13 protein-coding genes and 1 other annotated feature are annotated in these 15,614 nt (G+C 53.7%); of the genes, 4 read left to right on the top strand and 9 right to left on the bottom strand.

Annotated features, from left to right (window positions below; all coding sequences use genetic code 11):
- Window positions 1-2: 2 nt before the first annotated feature.
- Window positions 3-257 (bottom strand) — a binding site (T-box leader).
- Window positions 258-413: 156 nt separating this feature from the next.
- The gene (locus tag KXG62_RS01395; protein WP_218090106.1) at window positions 414-1,151 is read left to right on the top strand and encodes an SDR family oxidoreductase; all 738 of its coding nucleotides are present in this window, start codon (window positions 414-416) and stop codon (window positions 1,149-1,151) included.
- Window positions 1,152-1,250: 99 nt separating this feature from the next.
- Here KXG62_RS01395 and KXG62_RS01390 read toward each other — a convergent pair whose 3' ends face one another.
- The 5 genes from KXG62_RS01390 to KXG62_RS01370 all read right to left on the bottom strand — a co-directional run bounded on the left by KXG62_RS01390 (window position 1,251) and on the right by KXG62_RS01370 (window position 8,089).
- Window positions 1,251-2,774, bottom strand: a complete 1,524-nt coding sequence (locus tag KXG62_RS01390) for an MDR family MFS transporter (protein WP_218090105.1) — start codon at window positions 2,772-2,774, stop codon at window positions 1,251-1,253.
- Between the two features lie 101 nt (window positions 2,775-2,875).
- Window positions 2,876-3,322: a MarR family winged helix-turn-helix transcriptional regulator gene (locus KXG62_RS01385; RefSeq protein ID WP_218090104.1), complete on the bottom strand. Its 447-nt coding sequence runs from the start codon at window positions 3,320-3,322 to the stop codon at window positions 2,876-2,878.
- A 222-nt stretch (window positions 3,323-3,544) separates the two neighbouring features.
- Window positions 3,545-5,596 carry an ABC transporter ATP-binding protein gene (locus KXG62_RS01380; RefSeq protein WP_218090103.1) on the bottom strand — a complete coding sequence of 684 codons (2,052 nt, stop codon included), beginning with the start codon at window positions 5,594-5,596 and terminating at the stop codon, window positions 3,545-3,547.
- A gap of 15 nt (window positions 5,597-5,611) precedes the next feature.
- Complete coding sequence (locus tag KXG62_RS01375) at window positions 5,612-7,366, bottom strand: ABC transporter ATP-binding protein (RefSeq protein WP_218090102.1); 1,755 nt, start codon at window positions 7,364-7,366, stop codon at window positions 5,612-5,614.
- Window positions 7,367-7,882: 516 nt separating this feature from the next.
- Complete coding sequence (locus KXG62_RS01370; protein WP_218090101.1) at window positions 7,883-8,089, bottom strand: DUF3973 domain-containing protein; 207 nt, start codon at window positions 8,087-8,089, stop codon at window positions 7,883-7,885.
- A gap of 198 nt (window positions 8,090-8,287) precedes the next feature.
- Between KXG62_RS01370 and KXG62_RS01365 the strand changes: the two genes are divergently transcribed.
- The gene (locus KXG62_RS01365; RefSeq protein WP_218090100.1) at window positions 8,288-9,166 is read left to right on the top strand and encodes an AraC family transcriptional regulator; all 879 of its coding nucleotides are present in this window, start codon (window positions 8,288-8,290) and stop codon (window positions 9,164-9,166) included.
- Between the two features lie 251 nt (window positions 9,167-9,417).
- Here the strand turns inward: KXG62_RS01365 and KXG62_RS01360 are convergent, their stop codons facing one another.
- The 3 genes from KXG62_RS01360 to KXG62_RS01350 all read right to left on the bottom strand — a co-directional run bounded on the left by KXG62_RS01360 (window position 9,418) and on the right by KXG62_RS01350 (window position 12,737).
- A complete protein-coding gene (locus KXG62_RS01360) occupies window positions 9,418-10,668 on the bottom strand; it encodes an MFS transporter (protein WP_218090099.1) in 1,251 nt (416 codons plus the stop codon).
- Window positions 10,669-10,975: 307 nt separating this feature from the next.
- The gene (locus tag KXG62_RS01355) at window positions 10,976-11,743 is read right to left on the bottom strand and encodes a TIM barrel protein (RefSeq protein ID WP_218090098.1); all 768 of its coding nucleotides are present in this window, start codon (window positions 11,741-11,743) and stop codon (window positions 10,976-10,978) included.
- Between the two features lie 25 nt (window positions 11,744-11,768).
- Window positions 11,769-12,737 (bottom strand): Gfo/Idh/MocA family protein, encoded by a 969-nt coding sequence (locus KXG62_RS01350; protein ID WP_218090097.1) that lies wholly within the window; start codon window positions 12,735-12,737, stop codon window positions 11,769-11,771.
- 312 nt (window positions 12,738-13,049) lie between these two features.
- Here KXG62_RS01350 and KXG62_RS01345 point away from each other — a divergent pair, with 312 nt between their 5' ends.
- Window positions 13,050-13,517 (top strand): DinB family protein, encoded by a 468-nt coding sequence (locus tag KXG62_RS01345; protein WP_218090096.1) that lies wholly within the window; start codon window positions 13,050-13,052, stop codon window positions 13,515-13,517.
- 115 nt (window positions 13,518-13,632) lie between these two features.
- Here the strand turns inward: KXG62_RS01345 and KXG62_RS01340 are convergent, their stop codons facing one another.
- Entirely contained in the window at window positions 13,633-14,637 is a 1,005-nt protein-coding gene (locus KXG62_RS01340; RefSeq protein WP_281426586.1) for an SDR family oxidoreductase, read from the bottom strand.
- Window positions 14,638-14,884: 247 nt separating this feature from the next.
- Between KXG62_RS01340 and KXG62_RS01335 the strand changes: the two genes are divergently transcribed.
- Entirely contained in the window at window positions 14,885-15,523 is a 639-nt protein-coding gene (locus KXG62_RS01335; protein WP_218090094.1) for a TetR/AcrR family transcriptional regulator, read from the top strand.
- Window positions 15,524-15,614 lie beyond the last annotated feature (91 nt).

Raw genomic sequence — 15,614 nt, 5'->3', positions numbered from 1 at the left:
GTCTCAGGGACGAAGTTATCGCGATACCACCCAGTTTCGTCCATATGTCGCCATATGGACCTCTTCAAGTACGCATGGCCATTGCTCCATGTTATACTCTAGCTCAGTAACGGGAGCTCCCGTCATGCCATCCCCGACATCCGGTTCCGGCATGCTGCTCAGAGGCTTGGTTCAGGAAAAATTCTTCGCTCCTTTTCAGCGGCTGGAGCTCTCTGTGGAAGAACGTTGTTCCCTACTCTTCTCGTCATCGCGTTTGAATTTGCTTCTTATCATAACAAATGATTGCCATTCATGTAAACCGTTATTCAACTGCACCGATCCTTTTTTGCAAACATTCGTTATAATAAAGGCACAGGCCGAACGAGGGACAAGCAGCGGACCGGCCGCAATTGCATACAAAGGAGCGTAAAATCATGAGCTTACACGGAAAAGTCGCTATCATTACGGGAGCGTCGAGAGGGATCGGAAGACAAATTGCCATTCAGCTGGCGCAAGCGGGCGCCAAGGTCGTCGTCAATTATTCTTCAAGCCCGGGAAAAGCGGACGAGGTCGTCAACATAATTGAGCAATCGGGCGGCGAAGCGATATCGATCGGTGCCGACCTAAGCAAGGTAATCGAAGTTGAAGCGTTGTTCACGGAGACGCTCGAGCGGCTCGGACGATTGGACATACTGATCAATAATGCGGCAATGATGGAAAATAGGGCGATTGCGGATATGACGGAAGAATTGTTCGACCGGCAATTCGCGATCAACGTGAAGGGAACGTACTTTGCCTGTCAACAAGCCATGAAGCATATGGCACGCGGAGGTACGATCATCAATTTCTCGACTTCCGTATCGGGCGCGATGCTGCCGACATACAGCGTCTACGCGGCGACCAAAGGAGCGGTCGAGCAGTTGACCCGTCAGCTGGCAAAAGAATTCGGTCCCAAGGACATCATCATCAACTGTTTGGCTCCGGGGCAGGTGTCGACCGAATTATTTTTGAACGGCAAGTCGGAGGAGCTGATCGAATCGTTCCGCCGCATGAATGCATTCGGTCGTCTCGGCGAGCCGGAGGATATTGCCAATGCGATCGAGCTGCTCGTCAGCGACAAAGCCCGCTGGATCACGGGACAGACGATTCGCGTCAATGGCGGATTCAATTAATACGCCCTTGCCGCGGGCAGAAGCTGGTGAATGAAAGGATCAGAAGCCATGTCGCAACACGGCTTCTGATCCTTTCGTATTTGAATCGGCGACACGGCTTCAGCCTCTCTCGCCGCTCAGCTTGCCTACCTTCAGCGGCACGCCTCTGGCGTCCTTCGGTACGGATCGTTTGATGAACAACGCGAGCACCAGCGCCACCGCGCTAAGCACGGCTGCCACAATAAAGGAGTAGTTCGTGCCATAAATGCTCGCGTCGGCCAATACTTCCGGCGCTTCCATCGCGAGTCTGCCCAAGGCCGCCTTATCGTCCATGCTGATTCCCGTCATATCGTGCAGATAGCTTTTCATTTCGCTGCTATACAGCGTGATGAAGACCGCTGTGCCGATTGCGCCGAACACGGTACGAAGCGTATTCAGCATAACCGTACCGTGCGCGTTCAGCTTTTGCGGAATATCGTTGAGCGCGGCGGTTTGAATCGGCATCATGAGCAGCGACATCCCGAACATCCGGAACGTATACATGAAGATCAAATGCATGTAAGAAGTCGTCATGGACAGCCTGCTGAATTCCCACGTCGTTACGATAGTGATCGCCAGACCGGTGATGCTAAGCCATTTGGCCCCGAATTTGTCGAAAAGGAAGCCGGTGATCGGCGACATAATCCCCATAATAATCGCGCCCGGCAGCATCAACAGCCCAGAATCGAGCGCGCTGATACCGCGCGTATTCTGTAAATAAATCGGCAGCAAAATCATCCCGGAGAACATAGCCATATTGACCACGATGAGAATAATCGAATTGAGCGTGTACATATTGTATTGGAATACGCGGAACTCGAGCAGGGGCGTCTCCAGCTTGAACTGCCGCAATACGAAGAGCAGCAGGGCAATGACTCCTGCAATCAAGCAGACGGTGACGACCGGGTCGCTCCAGCCTTTGGCGCCGGCGTCGCTGAACCCGTACAGCAATCCGCCAAAACCGACGGTCGAAAGTGCTACCGATGGCAGATCCAGACCAGGATTGCTCTGCGGTGTTACATTCTTGATGAACTTGATCCCGACCAGTATAGAAATAAAAGAAATTGGCAAAATGATATAAAACAACACTCTCCAGTTATAATGTTCCACGATAAAGCCGGATAATGTCGGTCCGATCGCAGGGGCAAGAATCATCGCAAGGCCGATCGTCCCCATCGCCCGTCCGCGCTGCTCAATCGGATAAATGTTGAGAATGACGACGGACAGCAGCGGCATCATAATTCCGGCGCCGGCGGCCTGAACGAGCCTGCCTCCGAGCAGCACCGCAAAGGTTGGACTGATCGCGCAAAGCAATGTGCCTAGCGTAAACAGGGACATGCCCGTAATGAATATTTGTCTTGTCGAAAATTTCGCCATCAAATAAGCCGTAATCGGCATCAATACGCCGTTGACAAGCATAAAGCCGGTGCTTAGCCATTGGACGGTCGTTTCGTTGGTATGCAGCTCCTTCATAATGCTTGGCAGCGCCACGTTGAGCAGCGTTTGATTCAAAAATGCAACGAAAGCGCCAAGCAGCATGGCAAACAGTATGGGGCCTCTTTTCAGCTGTTCATCCGGCCCTTGTATTCCCGTCAAATCGCTCATAAGAGTTCTCTCTCCTTCTCTCCGCCTTATTACGTTTAGCTTCTCTTGTTCTAACTTATACTATCCAGATCAAATGGAACGAGCCCGTAACAAACGATCCGCTAGGGCTCCCACTCATGACTGCTTTTTTGTTTTTTCAAATTTTCGTGGATCGTCGTAATGTAGGCATGCATCCGTTCCATTCCTTCGGCCGGAATGCCCTGCGTTATTTTCGATTGAAACGCCTCGATCTCGGACTCGATTTTTTGAATCACGTCGACGCCGCGCTCGGTGACCGTTATTTTCTTCGTGCGGCGGTCTTCGCCATGAACGGTATTCACATAGCCCAAGTCTTTCAGCTTATTCGTCAAGCGCGTAATGGTCGGCCCCTCCACGCTGCGCAGCCTCGCCATCTCATTCAACGTGTGGGCGCCGCGATAATGGAGCAAATATAATATCGCCCACTGGGAACTATATAGATGGTACTTGCTCAACAACTGGTTCAACTGCTCGATATAACTTCGGTACATGTGGTTCATATGAAAAAAGAGCGATCCGTTCTGTTCCATGCTGCGCCTCCTCTCCAAACAATTCATTACTTAGGGTAAGTAATAAATACAATAAAGGATTGACGCATCCGTCGTCAACCATTCCCAGCGCTTACCTAAATAGCTGAGGCGCGCTCCCTCCAGCCGTAAGCAGGCTCCCCTGCGACTGACTGTACGGAAGCGCGCCGTCTCGCCCGCTTTTATTACGTTACCCGCTGACGCCTCAATCAAAACCATCAAGCGCTAGTTTGTTGCCGCTTTGTCCGCCTCCGCTGAGAAAGCTTCTTGGTACTGGAGCTCGTAAAGCTTCCAGTACAGCCCGTTCTTCTGCAGCAGTTCCTGATGCGTCCCGGTTTCACGGATAGTTCCTTTGTGCAGCACGACGATCTTATCGGCATGCTGTATGGTCGACAGCCGGTGCGCTACAATAATGGTTGTACGGCCGGACGATATTTTGCGGAATGCATCCTGAATGAGCAGCTCGGTTTCCGTATCGATGTTCGCCGTAGCTTCGTCTAGAATTAGAATCGACGGGTTAAACGCGAGCGTCCGCGCGATCGCGATCAACTGCCGCTGTCCGGCCGATAAATTCGCTCCCCGCTCCATGACCGGCTCGTCATAGCCACGCGGCAGCTTCTCGATGAACACATCTGCATTGACGTATTCGCACAGCCTCCGGATGTCTTCGTTGCTCAGCGCGTCGTTGCCGAGCCGGATATTCGTCTTGATGTCCTCCGAGAACAGAAACACATCCTGCTGCACCAGCCCAATGTGACGGCGCAGCTCCTGCTTCGGTAAGTCGCGAATGTCTGTGCCGTCGAGGCGAATCGAACCTTCCTGCACATCGTAAAACCGGCACAGCAAGCTTATGATCGAGCTTTTGCCTGCGCCTGTCGCCCCGACAAAGGCGACCGTCTCGCCCGGCTTGATCGTCAAGTCGATTTGCTTCAGCACCCACTCGCCTGGATTATAAGCGAACGACACGTTGTCGAAAACAACGCTTCCTTCAACCTTCTCCAGATGGATGGGGCGGGCCGGTTCGGGCAAATCGTCTTTCTCGTCTAACAGCTCGAAGATCCGTTCAGACGATACCATCGACTGCTGCAAGATCGTGAATTTTTCCGCCAGGTCTTGAATCGGCTTGAAGAAGCGGTTGATATAGTCGACGAAAGCATACAGCACGCCGAACTCGACCGCGCCCTGCACCATTTGCCCGCCGCCAAACCAGATCAGCAGCGCCAGACCGATCGCATAGACGAAATCCATGACCGGGCGATACAGCGAGGATACATGAAGCTCCTTCGTGTTGGCGTCAAAGTGGCTGCGATTGATCGCCTCCACCTTCCGGTTTTGCTGCGCTTCCCGGTGAAACATTTGCACCACGCGCATGCCCGTAATGTTTTCATTTAAGGTCGCGTTGATTTGCGCCAGCTTGATCCGAACCTCCCGCATCGCTTCGCGCGCATACTTGCGATATACGAGGGTTGCCGCGATGATGAGCGGCAGCGTCAGGAAGGACACAAGCGCCAGTCGCACGTTCAGGCTCAGCATCACGATCATAATGCCGATGAGCATGAATACGTCCTTGATCAGGTTAATCATGACGTTGCTGTACATATCGTTAAGCGTCTGCGTGTCGTTCGTGACGCGGGTAACGAGACGGCCTACCGGATTGCGGTCGAAGAAACGGAATGACAGCCGCTGCAGATGGGCGAACAGATTCGCCCGAAGCGTATATATAATCTTTTGCGCGATCAGATTCAACGTATACGTTTGCGTGTAGTTCAATAGAAACGTAGCGGAGACAAGCAGCAAGTAAAAGCCCGACAACCGGTACAGCGCTCCGATGTCCTGACTGCGGAACCGGTCCACGTCCGCTTGCGCGAGCTGCGCTACGACCGTTGTCCCGCCGCTTGCGGACAGCTCCGCGAGCTCTGTCGACATGCCGTTCTTGACGATCCGGAAGCGCTGCTTGCCCTGCAGCTGGTCGAGCGGGAACTTCCCCTCCAGCTCGCGCTCTCTGACTAGCAGCCACGAGCCATAGGATACGGCCGGCGCCACGGCTGCGGCATTCGTCCCGCTCACATCGACCATCGGCAGCGAGATGCCGTTGATATGATCGTCAATCGCGATCTTGATCAAGTAAGGACCGCACAGATCGGCGATCGTAATCAGTACAACGAGGCAGATCGATAGCATGATCTTTTTGTAATGCGGTTTTGCATAGCGGAGCAATCGGCCGATCAGTCCGAGATCGTAAGCCTTCGTCAGCTGCGTTTCCTCATGGATACTCATGGCTTCTCTCCCTCCTCACGATTCGCCGGCGACCTGCTCTTCGAGCAGCTGCTTTTCGTACAAATTCCGGTACGGTCCGCCCAGCGCAAGCAGCTGCTCATGCGTGCCGCGCTCGACAATCGCGCCGTCTTCCATGACCAGAATCTGATCGGCATGCTGCACCGTGGACACTCGATGGGCGATCATGATCGTCGTCTTGCCGCGGCGATTGCGCTTCAATCGGGTAAGAATCGCTTCCTCCGTCTTCGTATCGACGGCCGACAAGCTGTCGTCTAATATGAGGATCGCCGGGTCCTTGATCATCGCCCGGGCAATGGATATACGCTGCTTCTGCCCACCGGACAGCGTGACGCCCCGTTCACCGAGCATCGTCTCGAACTGATTCGGAAATTCGACGATGTTGTCCAGCACCTGCGCCTCATCGGCGGCATTCCTGACCTTCTCGAAAGGAACGCTGTCCGTACCGAATGCGATGTTATCGCGAATCGTTTCCGAGAACAGGAAATTTTCCTGCGGCACGAACCCGATGTCGCGGCGCAGCACGGCCAGCGGAATCTCCCTCAAAGCATGCCCGTCGATGCGAATGCTGCCCTCCTTGCAGTCGTACAGCCGGACAAGCAGGTTCACCAAGGTCGACTTGCCGCTTCCGGTTCGCCCGATGATCGCGACCGTCTGCCCTTGCTCGATGTCGAGGTTGATCTTGCGCAGCGCATCGGCATCCGCCCCGGGATAGCGGAAGGACAAATCGGCAATCCGGATCGAGCCCGTCAACCGGCTGATTGGCTTCAGGCGGTCGGCATCGTCGGCAATGTCTCCTCGTGTATTCAATATTTCATTGATCCGGCTCATCGAAGCGGCGCCCCGTTGAAAGATATTGATCATCCACCCGATCGCCATAATCGGACCGGTCAGCAGCCCCATGTAGGCGTTGAACGTAACGAATTCGCCGAGCGTAATGCGCTCCTGTACAACCAGGATGCCGCCGTAGCCGAGCACAAGCAGCAGACTGACGCCCGTTATCCATTGCACCAGCGGATTGAACAGCGCCTGAATGCGGGCTACGCTCATATTTCGCTCGAAGTTATGGTTGTTCATCGAAGCAAACTTGCGAACCTCGCTCTCCTCCTGGGCAAAAGCTTTCACCACCCGCATGCCGGAAATATTCTCCTGCACGCGATCCGTCAACCCGGCGAACGCCTGCTGCGCGTCGCGGAACCGCTCGTGGATTTGCGAACCGAACCGCAAAGCGACGACCAGCATCACCGGAAGCGGCAGCAGTCCGACAAGGGTCAGCCGCCAATCGACCGTAATCGTCATCATAACGATCGCGGTGCTGAGCAGGATCAGCGAGTCGAACGCCGTGACGACGCCTCCGCCGAACGAAAATCGAAGCGCTTGCAAGTCGTTGGTCGCCAGCGCCATCAGATCGCCGGTTTTGTGCCGGTTATACCAAGAAACAGGCAGCTTCTGGTAATGAGCGAACAGCCGATTGCGCATTTCGTACTCGAGCGTGCGGGCCGCCCCGAAGATCATAACCCGCCACATATACCGAAAGACGAAGATGCCCGCGCTCGCCAGCAGCAGGTAACCGATGTACGTCCACAGCTGAGACGAGGCGATGCTGCCGTCCTTCACGTCGTCGGTAAACCGCCCCAGCACCCAGGGGATGCATAATTGGCATACATCGGTAATCAGGATGGAAGCGATGCCGATCGCATACCGGTAGCGGAACCGCCACAAGAACTCCTTAAGCGTCCATAGCTCTCTCATGTTCAGGTCCAAGCCTTTCATCTTTGTATTGATTGCTTATGAAGCCACATTAGCAACAAATCCAGCTTTTGTAAACCCTTCCAACCGGTGATGCGTCAATGGGCCGGCAGGCGCGGGTTAAGGAGCTGTAAGGCAGTAGGTCGAACTGCACTGACGGCGTAACGGCGTTAAATGGAAAACGGCAAGCCCTTGCGACCGCAAGGTTGTCTACGCTTCTTTCCTGTGGTTGTCTATGTTTCCTTCCTAATGAGGAGTAACGCAAGCCTGAATCGGCACACGCTTGTGCGGTACAGGAGGATTGTCGGGCGAATATCCGTACTATTGCTCATGAATAAGCTTTGGGGTAGGCTTGCTGGGGATGATCATCGATGGATCATGAGGAACTAGGGGAGGTTTTACGGTGAACTCGTCGTTACAGAAAAATAGGGCAATAAGCGGCAGCTTCCCGGTGCCGTTAATTACAGCACAGGCGTCCCTCGCCGCTTGCATTGCGAAGCAATGTGGACGCATTGCGGTTCAAGTTCGAGTGCTGCCGCCAAGTTTCACGATGGCTTGATTGCAGGCGCCAAGCGGATATTTGATATTGTCGACCGTAATAAGGCCGAAAGGATACACCATTTCGTTCGAATCTTTCCGCTTCTCATGCAGCTCTAGACATTCCAGACAATAGTACATCGATACGCCCCCGCAATCGTATGAGTTAAATACCTTGTGTTCCGTCATGTTCCATTACCGCCGTTCACCTGCGCAAGCGCACGTGAGCGCGCGCGGTCTGTTCTCGACTCGTTTACTTGACGGGTTTTCCCCGGTAAACTAATCTTAAAGTTAACAACATAGTTATTGTACAACAGCTGCCGTAATCCGCTATTCGCATTATTGCTATATAACCTATGCGATCTTGCTTACTTCAAGGAGTGCCACATGTATAACAGTCCGTTCCTAGAGGAAACCATTCCGCTGCTGCGGTATATCGGAGTCATGAATAAGCCGCCGGAACAAGCTTTCCATAAAGCCATTCACCATCACCCGGAGCATCTGGAACTGATGCTGATCGCCGAGGGCAGCGTCAACATCGTCATCGATAACCGCTCCTACGAAGCGGAGCCCGGATCGCTGATCCTATACAACGCCGGCATATGGCATGAAGAACACGCTCTGCCGGACCGCAGCTGCAAGATTATGTATTTGGGCGTCAACGGGTTTCAACTGCCCGGTTTACCCGGCAACTCGGTGACGGCCAATCCGGATCACTACGTGCTCCATCTGGCCGAACGCTACGATGACATGGAACGCAAGTTTTGGGACATGCATGCGCACAAGCATGCGAAGACGACGCATTCGGCTTGGGTAGCCAACTGCTTGGCCGCCGCCTACGTCATCGAAGTGCTCTCGCTTCTCTCGCCTTCCGAGCATCTGGCCGAGGAAAAGTCCAAGAAGCGGGACATTACCCCAGTCAAACAATATATCCATGAGTATTACAGCAAAAACCTTACACTTGCCGATTTATCCAGGATCGCATTCATGAGCCCGTTTCACCTGTCGCGGTTATTTAAGGCCGAGACGGGTTGCAGCCCGCTCCAGTATATTATTTCGTACCGCCTCGAGGTAGCCAAGTATTACTTGCTGAATACGGACGACACCATCGCCTCCATCGCGGAGAGGGTCGGCTACACAAGCGAAACGCATTTCCATAACCTGTTCCGCCGGTGGACCGGAGAGTCCCCGGGATGGTTTCGCGACAACCATAAGGATACGGCCAAGGACAACGAGCGATTCCCCGGCTCGGAGCCGCCGCCTTAATACGCTCAGTCTCCGTCCGGCTTATTCATCCGTATATTGCCGCCGGACAGATGTCCATGCAAGTCCTCACAAGCCGTCGCCGTGAGCCATAAACCAAAAAGCCGCTCCATGAGTGAGCGGCTCAGACTTGATCCAGTGGAAGATGTATCGGATAAAGGGGACCTTGCTTGTTAATAGACTGAACCTGCTGTACGTGAAAGTCTTGCAGCGGAATACTGCAATGCGGCATTCCAGCGCTGCAGGATGCGTTATTAATATTCCGGTTCCGGCCTGTGCTCGTCGACCATAAGAATAACGACGAACTGGCATAGCGCGGCAGCAAGCAGGACGAATCCGAGCGAATGCCCGGATAAATTGCTGGCGCTCGCGAGCAATAGCCCTATAGCTGTGATGCGCCCAAGGTTAACGAACAGTTCCCGCATGACGATCGACTCGATGCGCAGTGCTCCTTTCAGCGGCAGCTCGCTGATCATCCGGTAGTAATGATTCGTCAGGATATTGCCCTGAATCACGTTGAAGCTGGAGTACAGCACCATGTAAACGACAATCGAGACAATATCCTGCTTCCATAGCAGCAGCGATGCGCCAGCCGTATATCCGATCGCCGCAACGGCCAGGTAACGTTTGGAGAACTGCAGCCTCCCCCACTTGCCGAAGCCGTATCCGGTGAGCACCGCCAATCCGGAAAACAATACCCCCAAATACCCGACCAGATCTTCGCGCGGCGTCGCTTGGTAAAGCAGCAGGTTCGGCAAAAATATCATCAGCCCCTGCAGCGTAGCGTAAATATAATAAGCGATGAGCGAGCGCCGCCAGTTCCGGTTTTTGCGAAACGGCAAAAACATCATGCGCAAATAATAAGCGCGGTGATGCGACTCAATCGTCTTGATGCGCAGGCTCCCGATCGTTGTCATCAAGAACATGACAAAGGCAAAGGCGAAGACGAGCATATAGCCCTTCAAGCCGTCCATCCGGCTAATGATAAATCCGGCCAGCGCAGGACCGGCCAAGCCCGCCAGCGTAAAGACGATCATATTCAATGACACATACCTTATCCGATTTTGTTCGGTGGACACTTCGTACATCAGCGTCAAGTAGGCCGTCCAATAAAATGAGGACGCCAGCGCGTTCAGGATGGCGAACAGCACGTAATACTTCGCGACCGCTTCTCCGGATAAAATAACGAGCAGGTAAAACAGCACAAAGCCGATGATCCCGATCCGGTACGCGATCATCCGATCTTTGCGTTTCGCAAACCAGCCCGCGAGCGCAAAGCCGACGGGCGTCAAGAGAAATACGACGATGTTGAACATTCCGCTTACCCATAAGCTGTGCGTCAGGCGCCATAAGTACAACGTCAAAAATACGCTGGACATGGAAGCACCGAATTGAAAGAAACCGTGAAGCATAATCGATGTGACCGCTTCTTTAGACAATCTCTTTTCGACGGGCACCGCAGCCCTGAACTGCTGCATCATTCGTCCCATTTCAACTTTCATCATCTGTCCCCCCGCGATGTAAACCCGTTGCTTACACAGGTCATTATAGCGGATGAGCGGCTGTACTGTAACCAAGTTTTTTGTGTCGCGCCATTCCGCTCCTTCCCACTCCATTGCACCTGCGAGAGGCGAAACGCTGCGGCAAGCGACCGGAATAAATGCTGCCCGGATAACAACGATTAACCGGGATCATATACAAAAAGCTTGCCCGTCGAAGGCAAGCTTTTTGTACCACAAATTGTAAGCAGCAATTAAAGAAGCTTCCCGCAGTGATGATTTCCCACAGTAATACCCGTGCGGTTCGCTCCGATCAACCGATTTTGGCGAGAATGTCGTTCTTGAACTGCTCGATCGCTTCGTCCGTATCGATCGTATAGCCGCATTCGAGGCCGACAAAGCCGTCGAAGCCGGTATCCTGGATCGCTTTCAAAATATGAACGTAGTTCAGTTCCCCGGTTCCCGGCTGCTTTCTGCCCGGATTATCGGCGATATGGTAATGGTTGATCCGTTCGATATAGCCGGTGGCGTTGCGAATGACATTGCCCTCGGTAATTTGCTGATGATACACGTCAAATACGAGCTTCACATGACGGCTTCCCACTTCGTCGATAATGTCGGCCGCTTCATCCGAACGCTGCAAGTAATGGCCTTTATGATTGACAAGCCCGTTCAGCGGCTCGATCTCCAGCACGACGTCCGCCTGCTCGCACAGCGGAGCGCATTGCTTGAGCGTCTCGACCATCGCCTCATGCTGAAGCTCGCGCGGAACGCCTTCCATCTCGTTGCCCGTTTGCGTAATGATCGATTTCACGCCAAGGATACGGCAAGCCTCAATCGTCTCCCGCAGCGCCCCAATATACTGATCCCGCACGGACGCGTCGACCAGGTTGAAAAATTTGGTGCAGGTGGCGATGATGCCCACGCCGATCCGTTCCTGCTCCCTGGCGATCTGCTTCAAATCCTCAAAATTCCACCATCCGTAATACTCCAAGCCGTGCAGGCCGTGCTCCTTGATTTTCTCCAAATGATACACGGCGTCTTTGCCTTTATAGGCGCCGATGCATAACGAATATTTCATGAGTTCCATTGCCCCTTTCCGTTCGTCACAGCTTCACCGGCAGGCCGCTTGCGGCCGACTCGTTGGCGGCGATCGTCACTTCATGCGTCTTGATCGCGTCTTCATATGTAGATAAGATGCCGGAGGGGTCTCCCGTACGAATCGCCTTCAGGAAGGCCGCATCCTCCGCAAAATAAGCGTTGGTCGAGCTCTTGTATTCGGTGACCCGGTCTTTGCGAATTTCTTTCAGATTGCCGCCGCGAATTTCCAGGATGCCTTGATCGGTGTACAGATCGAGCCCGACGTGATGCCCCACCGGAAGCAGACACGTATTGGAGACGGTCGCGACCATGCCGCTGCGCAGCTTCATCGTAACCGTACCGACATCGGCGACGTCGGTCCCTTCCACCTTCCGGTGCATGACGCGCTGCCCGTAAGCGGCATACACTTCCGTCACATCGCCGCACAAGTAACGAAGCAGGTCGGTAATATGCGTCGTTTGCTCAACAAACTGGCCGCCGGAGCCCTGCTGCACTCTCCACCACGGAACCATAGGCATCCCGCCCATCCAGTAGCCCAGCGCCATGCCCGCTTCGCTGTCCGACAGCAGCTGCAGCGCTTTTCGCGTCGAGTCGTGGTAGCGCCAGTGGAATCCGACAGATGTCGTCAGCCGTTTGGCCTTGATTTGCTCCGCGATGCGCGCCGGCAGCGCGCGATCGATGCCGAGCGGCTTCTCCACCAGAAACGGAATCTCCCGCTCGATCAGACTTTGTTCCGCTTCACCATGCGCCATAGGCGGTATGCAGATGTACACGCCATCCAGCTTCCTGTCGTCCAGCATGTCCGAAATGCTCGTAAACGCTTTCGCATCGGACCATTGCCGAGCCGCTTGCTCCGCCCGTTCCAACGCGATGTCGCAAAATGCGCTCACGGTAACGCCTTCCATTTTCGCCAAGTTGCCCAAATGATTTTTGGCAATGCCGCCTGTGCCGATAAACCCGATTTGTAACGTCATGTTTCCCGCCTCCTGGAATGGACAATGTCGTTAGCTACTATATTCTGCAAAACATGAAATATGAGCTGCATTCTCAGGTGATCGATGGCGAAGCGGAATTTGGATGTGTGCTTGAACGTCCCGTGAAGCGGATCTCCTTCGCGCACCGTTATGCTTATTGTAGCATTTCCGGCGCTCGAATGAATACGGTATTGGATATTTTTTCTATTCGCATGACCGCGATCGCATGGCCCGGACCGATGATGAACCGGCGAAACTATGTTATACTTACCCTAACTTTTGACTTTATTCTATTGATAAGGAGTGGATTACATGGAAGACATCGTATTCAATCAGATCGCATTCGTGCGCAAGCAAACGCTGAAGGCGCTCGACGGGGTGACAGAGCTGACGGCTACCACCCTACCAAACAAGTTCCGCAACCATATATTATGGCAGGCCGGTCATATTGGCCTCGTGCAGGAACGGTTTGCTTTTCTCATCCACGGGTTCGACGCCGAGCTCCCCGAAGCGTACAAATCGCTGTTCGGTCCAGGAAGCGCCCCGGCGTCGTGGACCGAGACGGCACCGTCCTTGGCGGAGGTGACGGAATGGCTGCGCGATCAGCCGCAGCGTATTGAACGACAGCTGAAAGGCAGGCTCGGGGAAGCATCCCCTTCGCCTTACACGACCTCCAGCGGGCTGACGCTTGCGACGGTCGGCGAATTTGTGAACTTCTCCTTGTATCACGAGGGCATGCATTTCCAGGCGATCAAAATGTACAAAGCGCTGCTGGCCTAGAATACAGGAAAGCGCGGCGTCCATCCCCTGCACTGCTGCCTAGAACGTAAAGCAACCTCCGCATTCGCTTGTCTAAGCGTGGCGGAGGTTTTCGGCATGCGCCGGGTGCGGTGCGTTAGGACCCCTTCGGGTCTAAGCGCAACCAATCGGCGGTATCGCGCAGCGTCGCCTCAAGCGGACGGAATTGCACGCCGAGCTCCAAGGCTGCTTTGGCCGAGCTCGTGCGGTGCATCATCGTGAGTACGCGGACCGAATCGACGGTCAGATTCGTCTCCTTCCCGAATAAAGCCGCCATCGTCTGCGAGAACCAAGCCACCGTATAGATCATCGGCCTCGAAACGCTTCGCTTCGGCTCCTCCACGCCGGTTACGCGCCCCAACACTTGGCACAGCTCAGCCAAACTCGTATGATGCGCAGCGAGAATGTAGCGTTCGCCCGGCTTCCCTTTGCTTACGGCAGCCAGCATGGCTGCAGCGACATCCCTCGCATCGACGACGTCGAAGCCGGTATCGAATACGCCCTGCAGCCGCCTGTTCAAATAATCGAGCACAAACCTCCCGCTGCTTGTCGGCGCGGCGTCGCCGGGGCCGAACATCCAGGCCGGCAGTACGGTCATGACGGGCAATTGCGTTTGGGATACGTACTCGGCTATCGCTTTATCCCCGAGTATTTTACTGCGGGCATAAGGCGTCGGCGCTTTGCTGGGCAACAGCACGTCGCTCTCTTCGCTCGCCTTGCCGTCCGTACGCTTGCGGATGGTGGCGTTGCTGCTCGTGTGAATCACCGTACCCACCTCGTGCCGCTGCGCCAGCTCGAACAGCCTCAACGTATTGTCGATGTTGATCCGCTGCAGCATCGGCCAATGTTCGCTTTTTCGCTCGAACGCTTCGCGAAAATAAGCTGCCGTATGAAACAATACGTCGCAGCCTTTCAACGCCGGAGCGAACGCGTCGACATCACCCATGTCGCCGACGACGATCTCCGCGCCGGTACCCCCGAGCATCGCTTCCGCTTTAATCCGGTTTCGCGCAAGCGCCTTGACCTCATATCCTTCCCGTATTAACAACCGCACAAGATTATTTCCTAGCAATCCGGTACTTCCCGTCACAAAAGCGCGCATAAACCTTCCCTCTCCCCTGATCGATGTGATTTGGTTAAACGCAAATACGTCCGCATCTATTACGTATCTCTTTCGATGGCTGATCAATTTATAAGATGAACCAAACTATATAGTAAAATTTGAACAAAGTAAACTATTTTGTATATAATTAGTTTAGTTAGTTATAAACCGTTCAATTCGTTTCATAATGAATTGGGTGTGCTATACTAGTGAAATACCGGACAGTCGCAGGAGGAACTACCACGATATGGATAAATCAAAGAGCAAGGGCAAATATTTCGATAAAATTAAACCGGTGCTGCGGAAAAACCGCTTCAGCCAGCTCAACATGGATGACATGGCCAGACATATGGATATAAGCAAAGCGACGCTGTATAAATACTTCTCGTCCAAGGACGAGATCATAACGATGTTCGTCGAGCATTGCGTGGACTATTTCGAACGCGCCGACGGCTTGATTGCGAATCCCAATCTTTCGTATAGCGAGCGTTTTCAAAAAACGTACGAGCATTCGCTGAAGGCCGTCATTTATACGCCTGATTTTTTGCTTCAAGATCTTAAAGAAATTTATCCGCATCTGCACGACAGTCTGATGCTGGCGCAGTTGGAGCGCATTCGAAGCTTGGTCAAATTTTTCGAAGCCGGCACGGCCGCGGGCGTGTTCAACCCGATCAACGCCACGATGTTTATGGTGCAGGACGATGTCGTGCTGCGGCGCATCCTGGAGCCTTCGTTCACGATTCAGTTCGATCTTACTTTGAAAAAGTCACTGATCGATTTTTACATGTTGAAAAAATACCAGCTGTTCGCTGCGGAGTATTTGCATACCGTGGACGATTCGCCCATGGAAAAAGAAATTGCGCTGATCATTCAGCAAATTTCTTAACTCTGCATTTTTTTCGAACAGCACGAATGTTACCGCAAGCCACGGCGGCGTCCTTCCGCTTCGCTTCCGCCACGTCATTTACTTACTTTAG

Source organism: Paenibacillus solanacearum, from assembly GCF_910593845.1.
Taxonomy (GTDB): domain Bacteria; phylum Bacillota; class Bacilli; order Paenibacillales; family NBRC-103111; genus Paenibacillus_G; species Paenibacillus_G solanacearum.
This window is presented reverse-complemented; position numbering and strand designations above follow the sequence as displayed.

Coding starts and splice junctions, on each gene's coding strand:
- KXG62_RS01395 (WP_218090106.1), top strand. CDS start 414: ATGAGCTTACACGGAAAAGTCGCTATCATTACGGGAGCGTCGAGAGGG.
- KXG62_RS01390 (WP_218090105.1), bottom strand. CDS start 2,774: ATGAGCGATTTGACGGGAATACAAGGGCCGGATGAACAGCTGAAAAGA.
- KXG62_RS01385 (WP_218090104.1), bottom strand. CDS start 3,322: ATGGAACAGAACGGATCGCTCTTTTTTCATATGAACCACATGTACCGA.
- KXG62_RS01380 (WP_218090103.1), bottom strand. CDS start 5,596: ATGAGTATCCATGAGGAAACGCAGCTGACGAAGGCTTACGATCTCGGA.
- KXG62_RS01375 (WP_218090102.1), bottom strand. CDS start 7,366: ATGAGAGAGCTATGGACGCTTAAGGAGTTCTTGTGGCGGTTCCGCTAC.
- KXG62_RS01370 (WP_218090101.1), bottom strand. CDS start 8,089: ATGACGGAACACAAGGTATTTAACTCATACGATTGCGGGGGCGTATCG.
- KXG62_RS01365 (WP_218090100.1), top strand. CDS start 8,288: ATGTATAACAGTCCGTTCCTAGAGGAAACCATTCCGCTGCTGCGGTAT.
- KXG62_RS01360 (WP_218090099.1), bottom strand. CDS start 10,668: ATGATGAAAGTTGAAATGGGACGAATGATGCAGCAGTTCAGGGCTGCG.
- KXG62_RS01355 (WP_218090098.1), bottom strand. CDS start 11,743: ATGAAATATTCGTTATGCATCGGCGCCTATAAAGGCAAAGACGCCGTG.
- KXG62_RS01350 (WP_218090097.1), bottom strand. CDS start 12,737: ATGACGTTACAAATCGGGTTTATCGGCACAGGCGGCATTGCCAAAAAT.
- KXG62_RS01345 (WP_218090096.1), top strand. CDS start 13,050: ATGGAAGACATCGTATTCAATCAGATCGCATTCGTGCGCAAGCAAACG.
- KXG62_RS01340 (WP_281426586.1), bottom strand. CDS start 14,637: ATGCGCGCTTTTGTGACGGGAAGTACCGGATTGCTAGGAAATAATCTT.
- KXG62_RS01335 (WP_218090094.1), top strand. CDS start 14,885: ATGGATAAATCAAAGAGCAAGGGCAAATATTTCGATAAAATTAAACCG.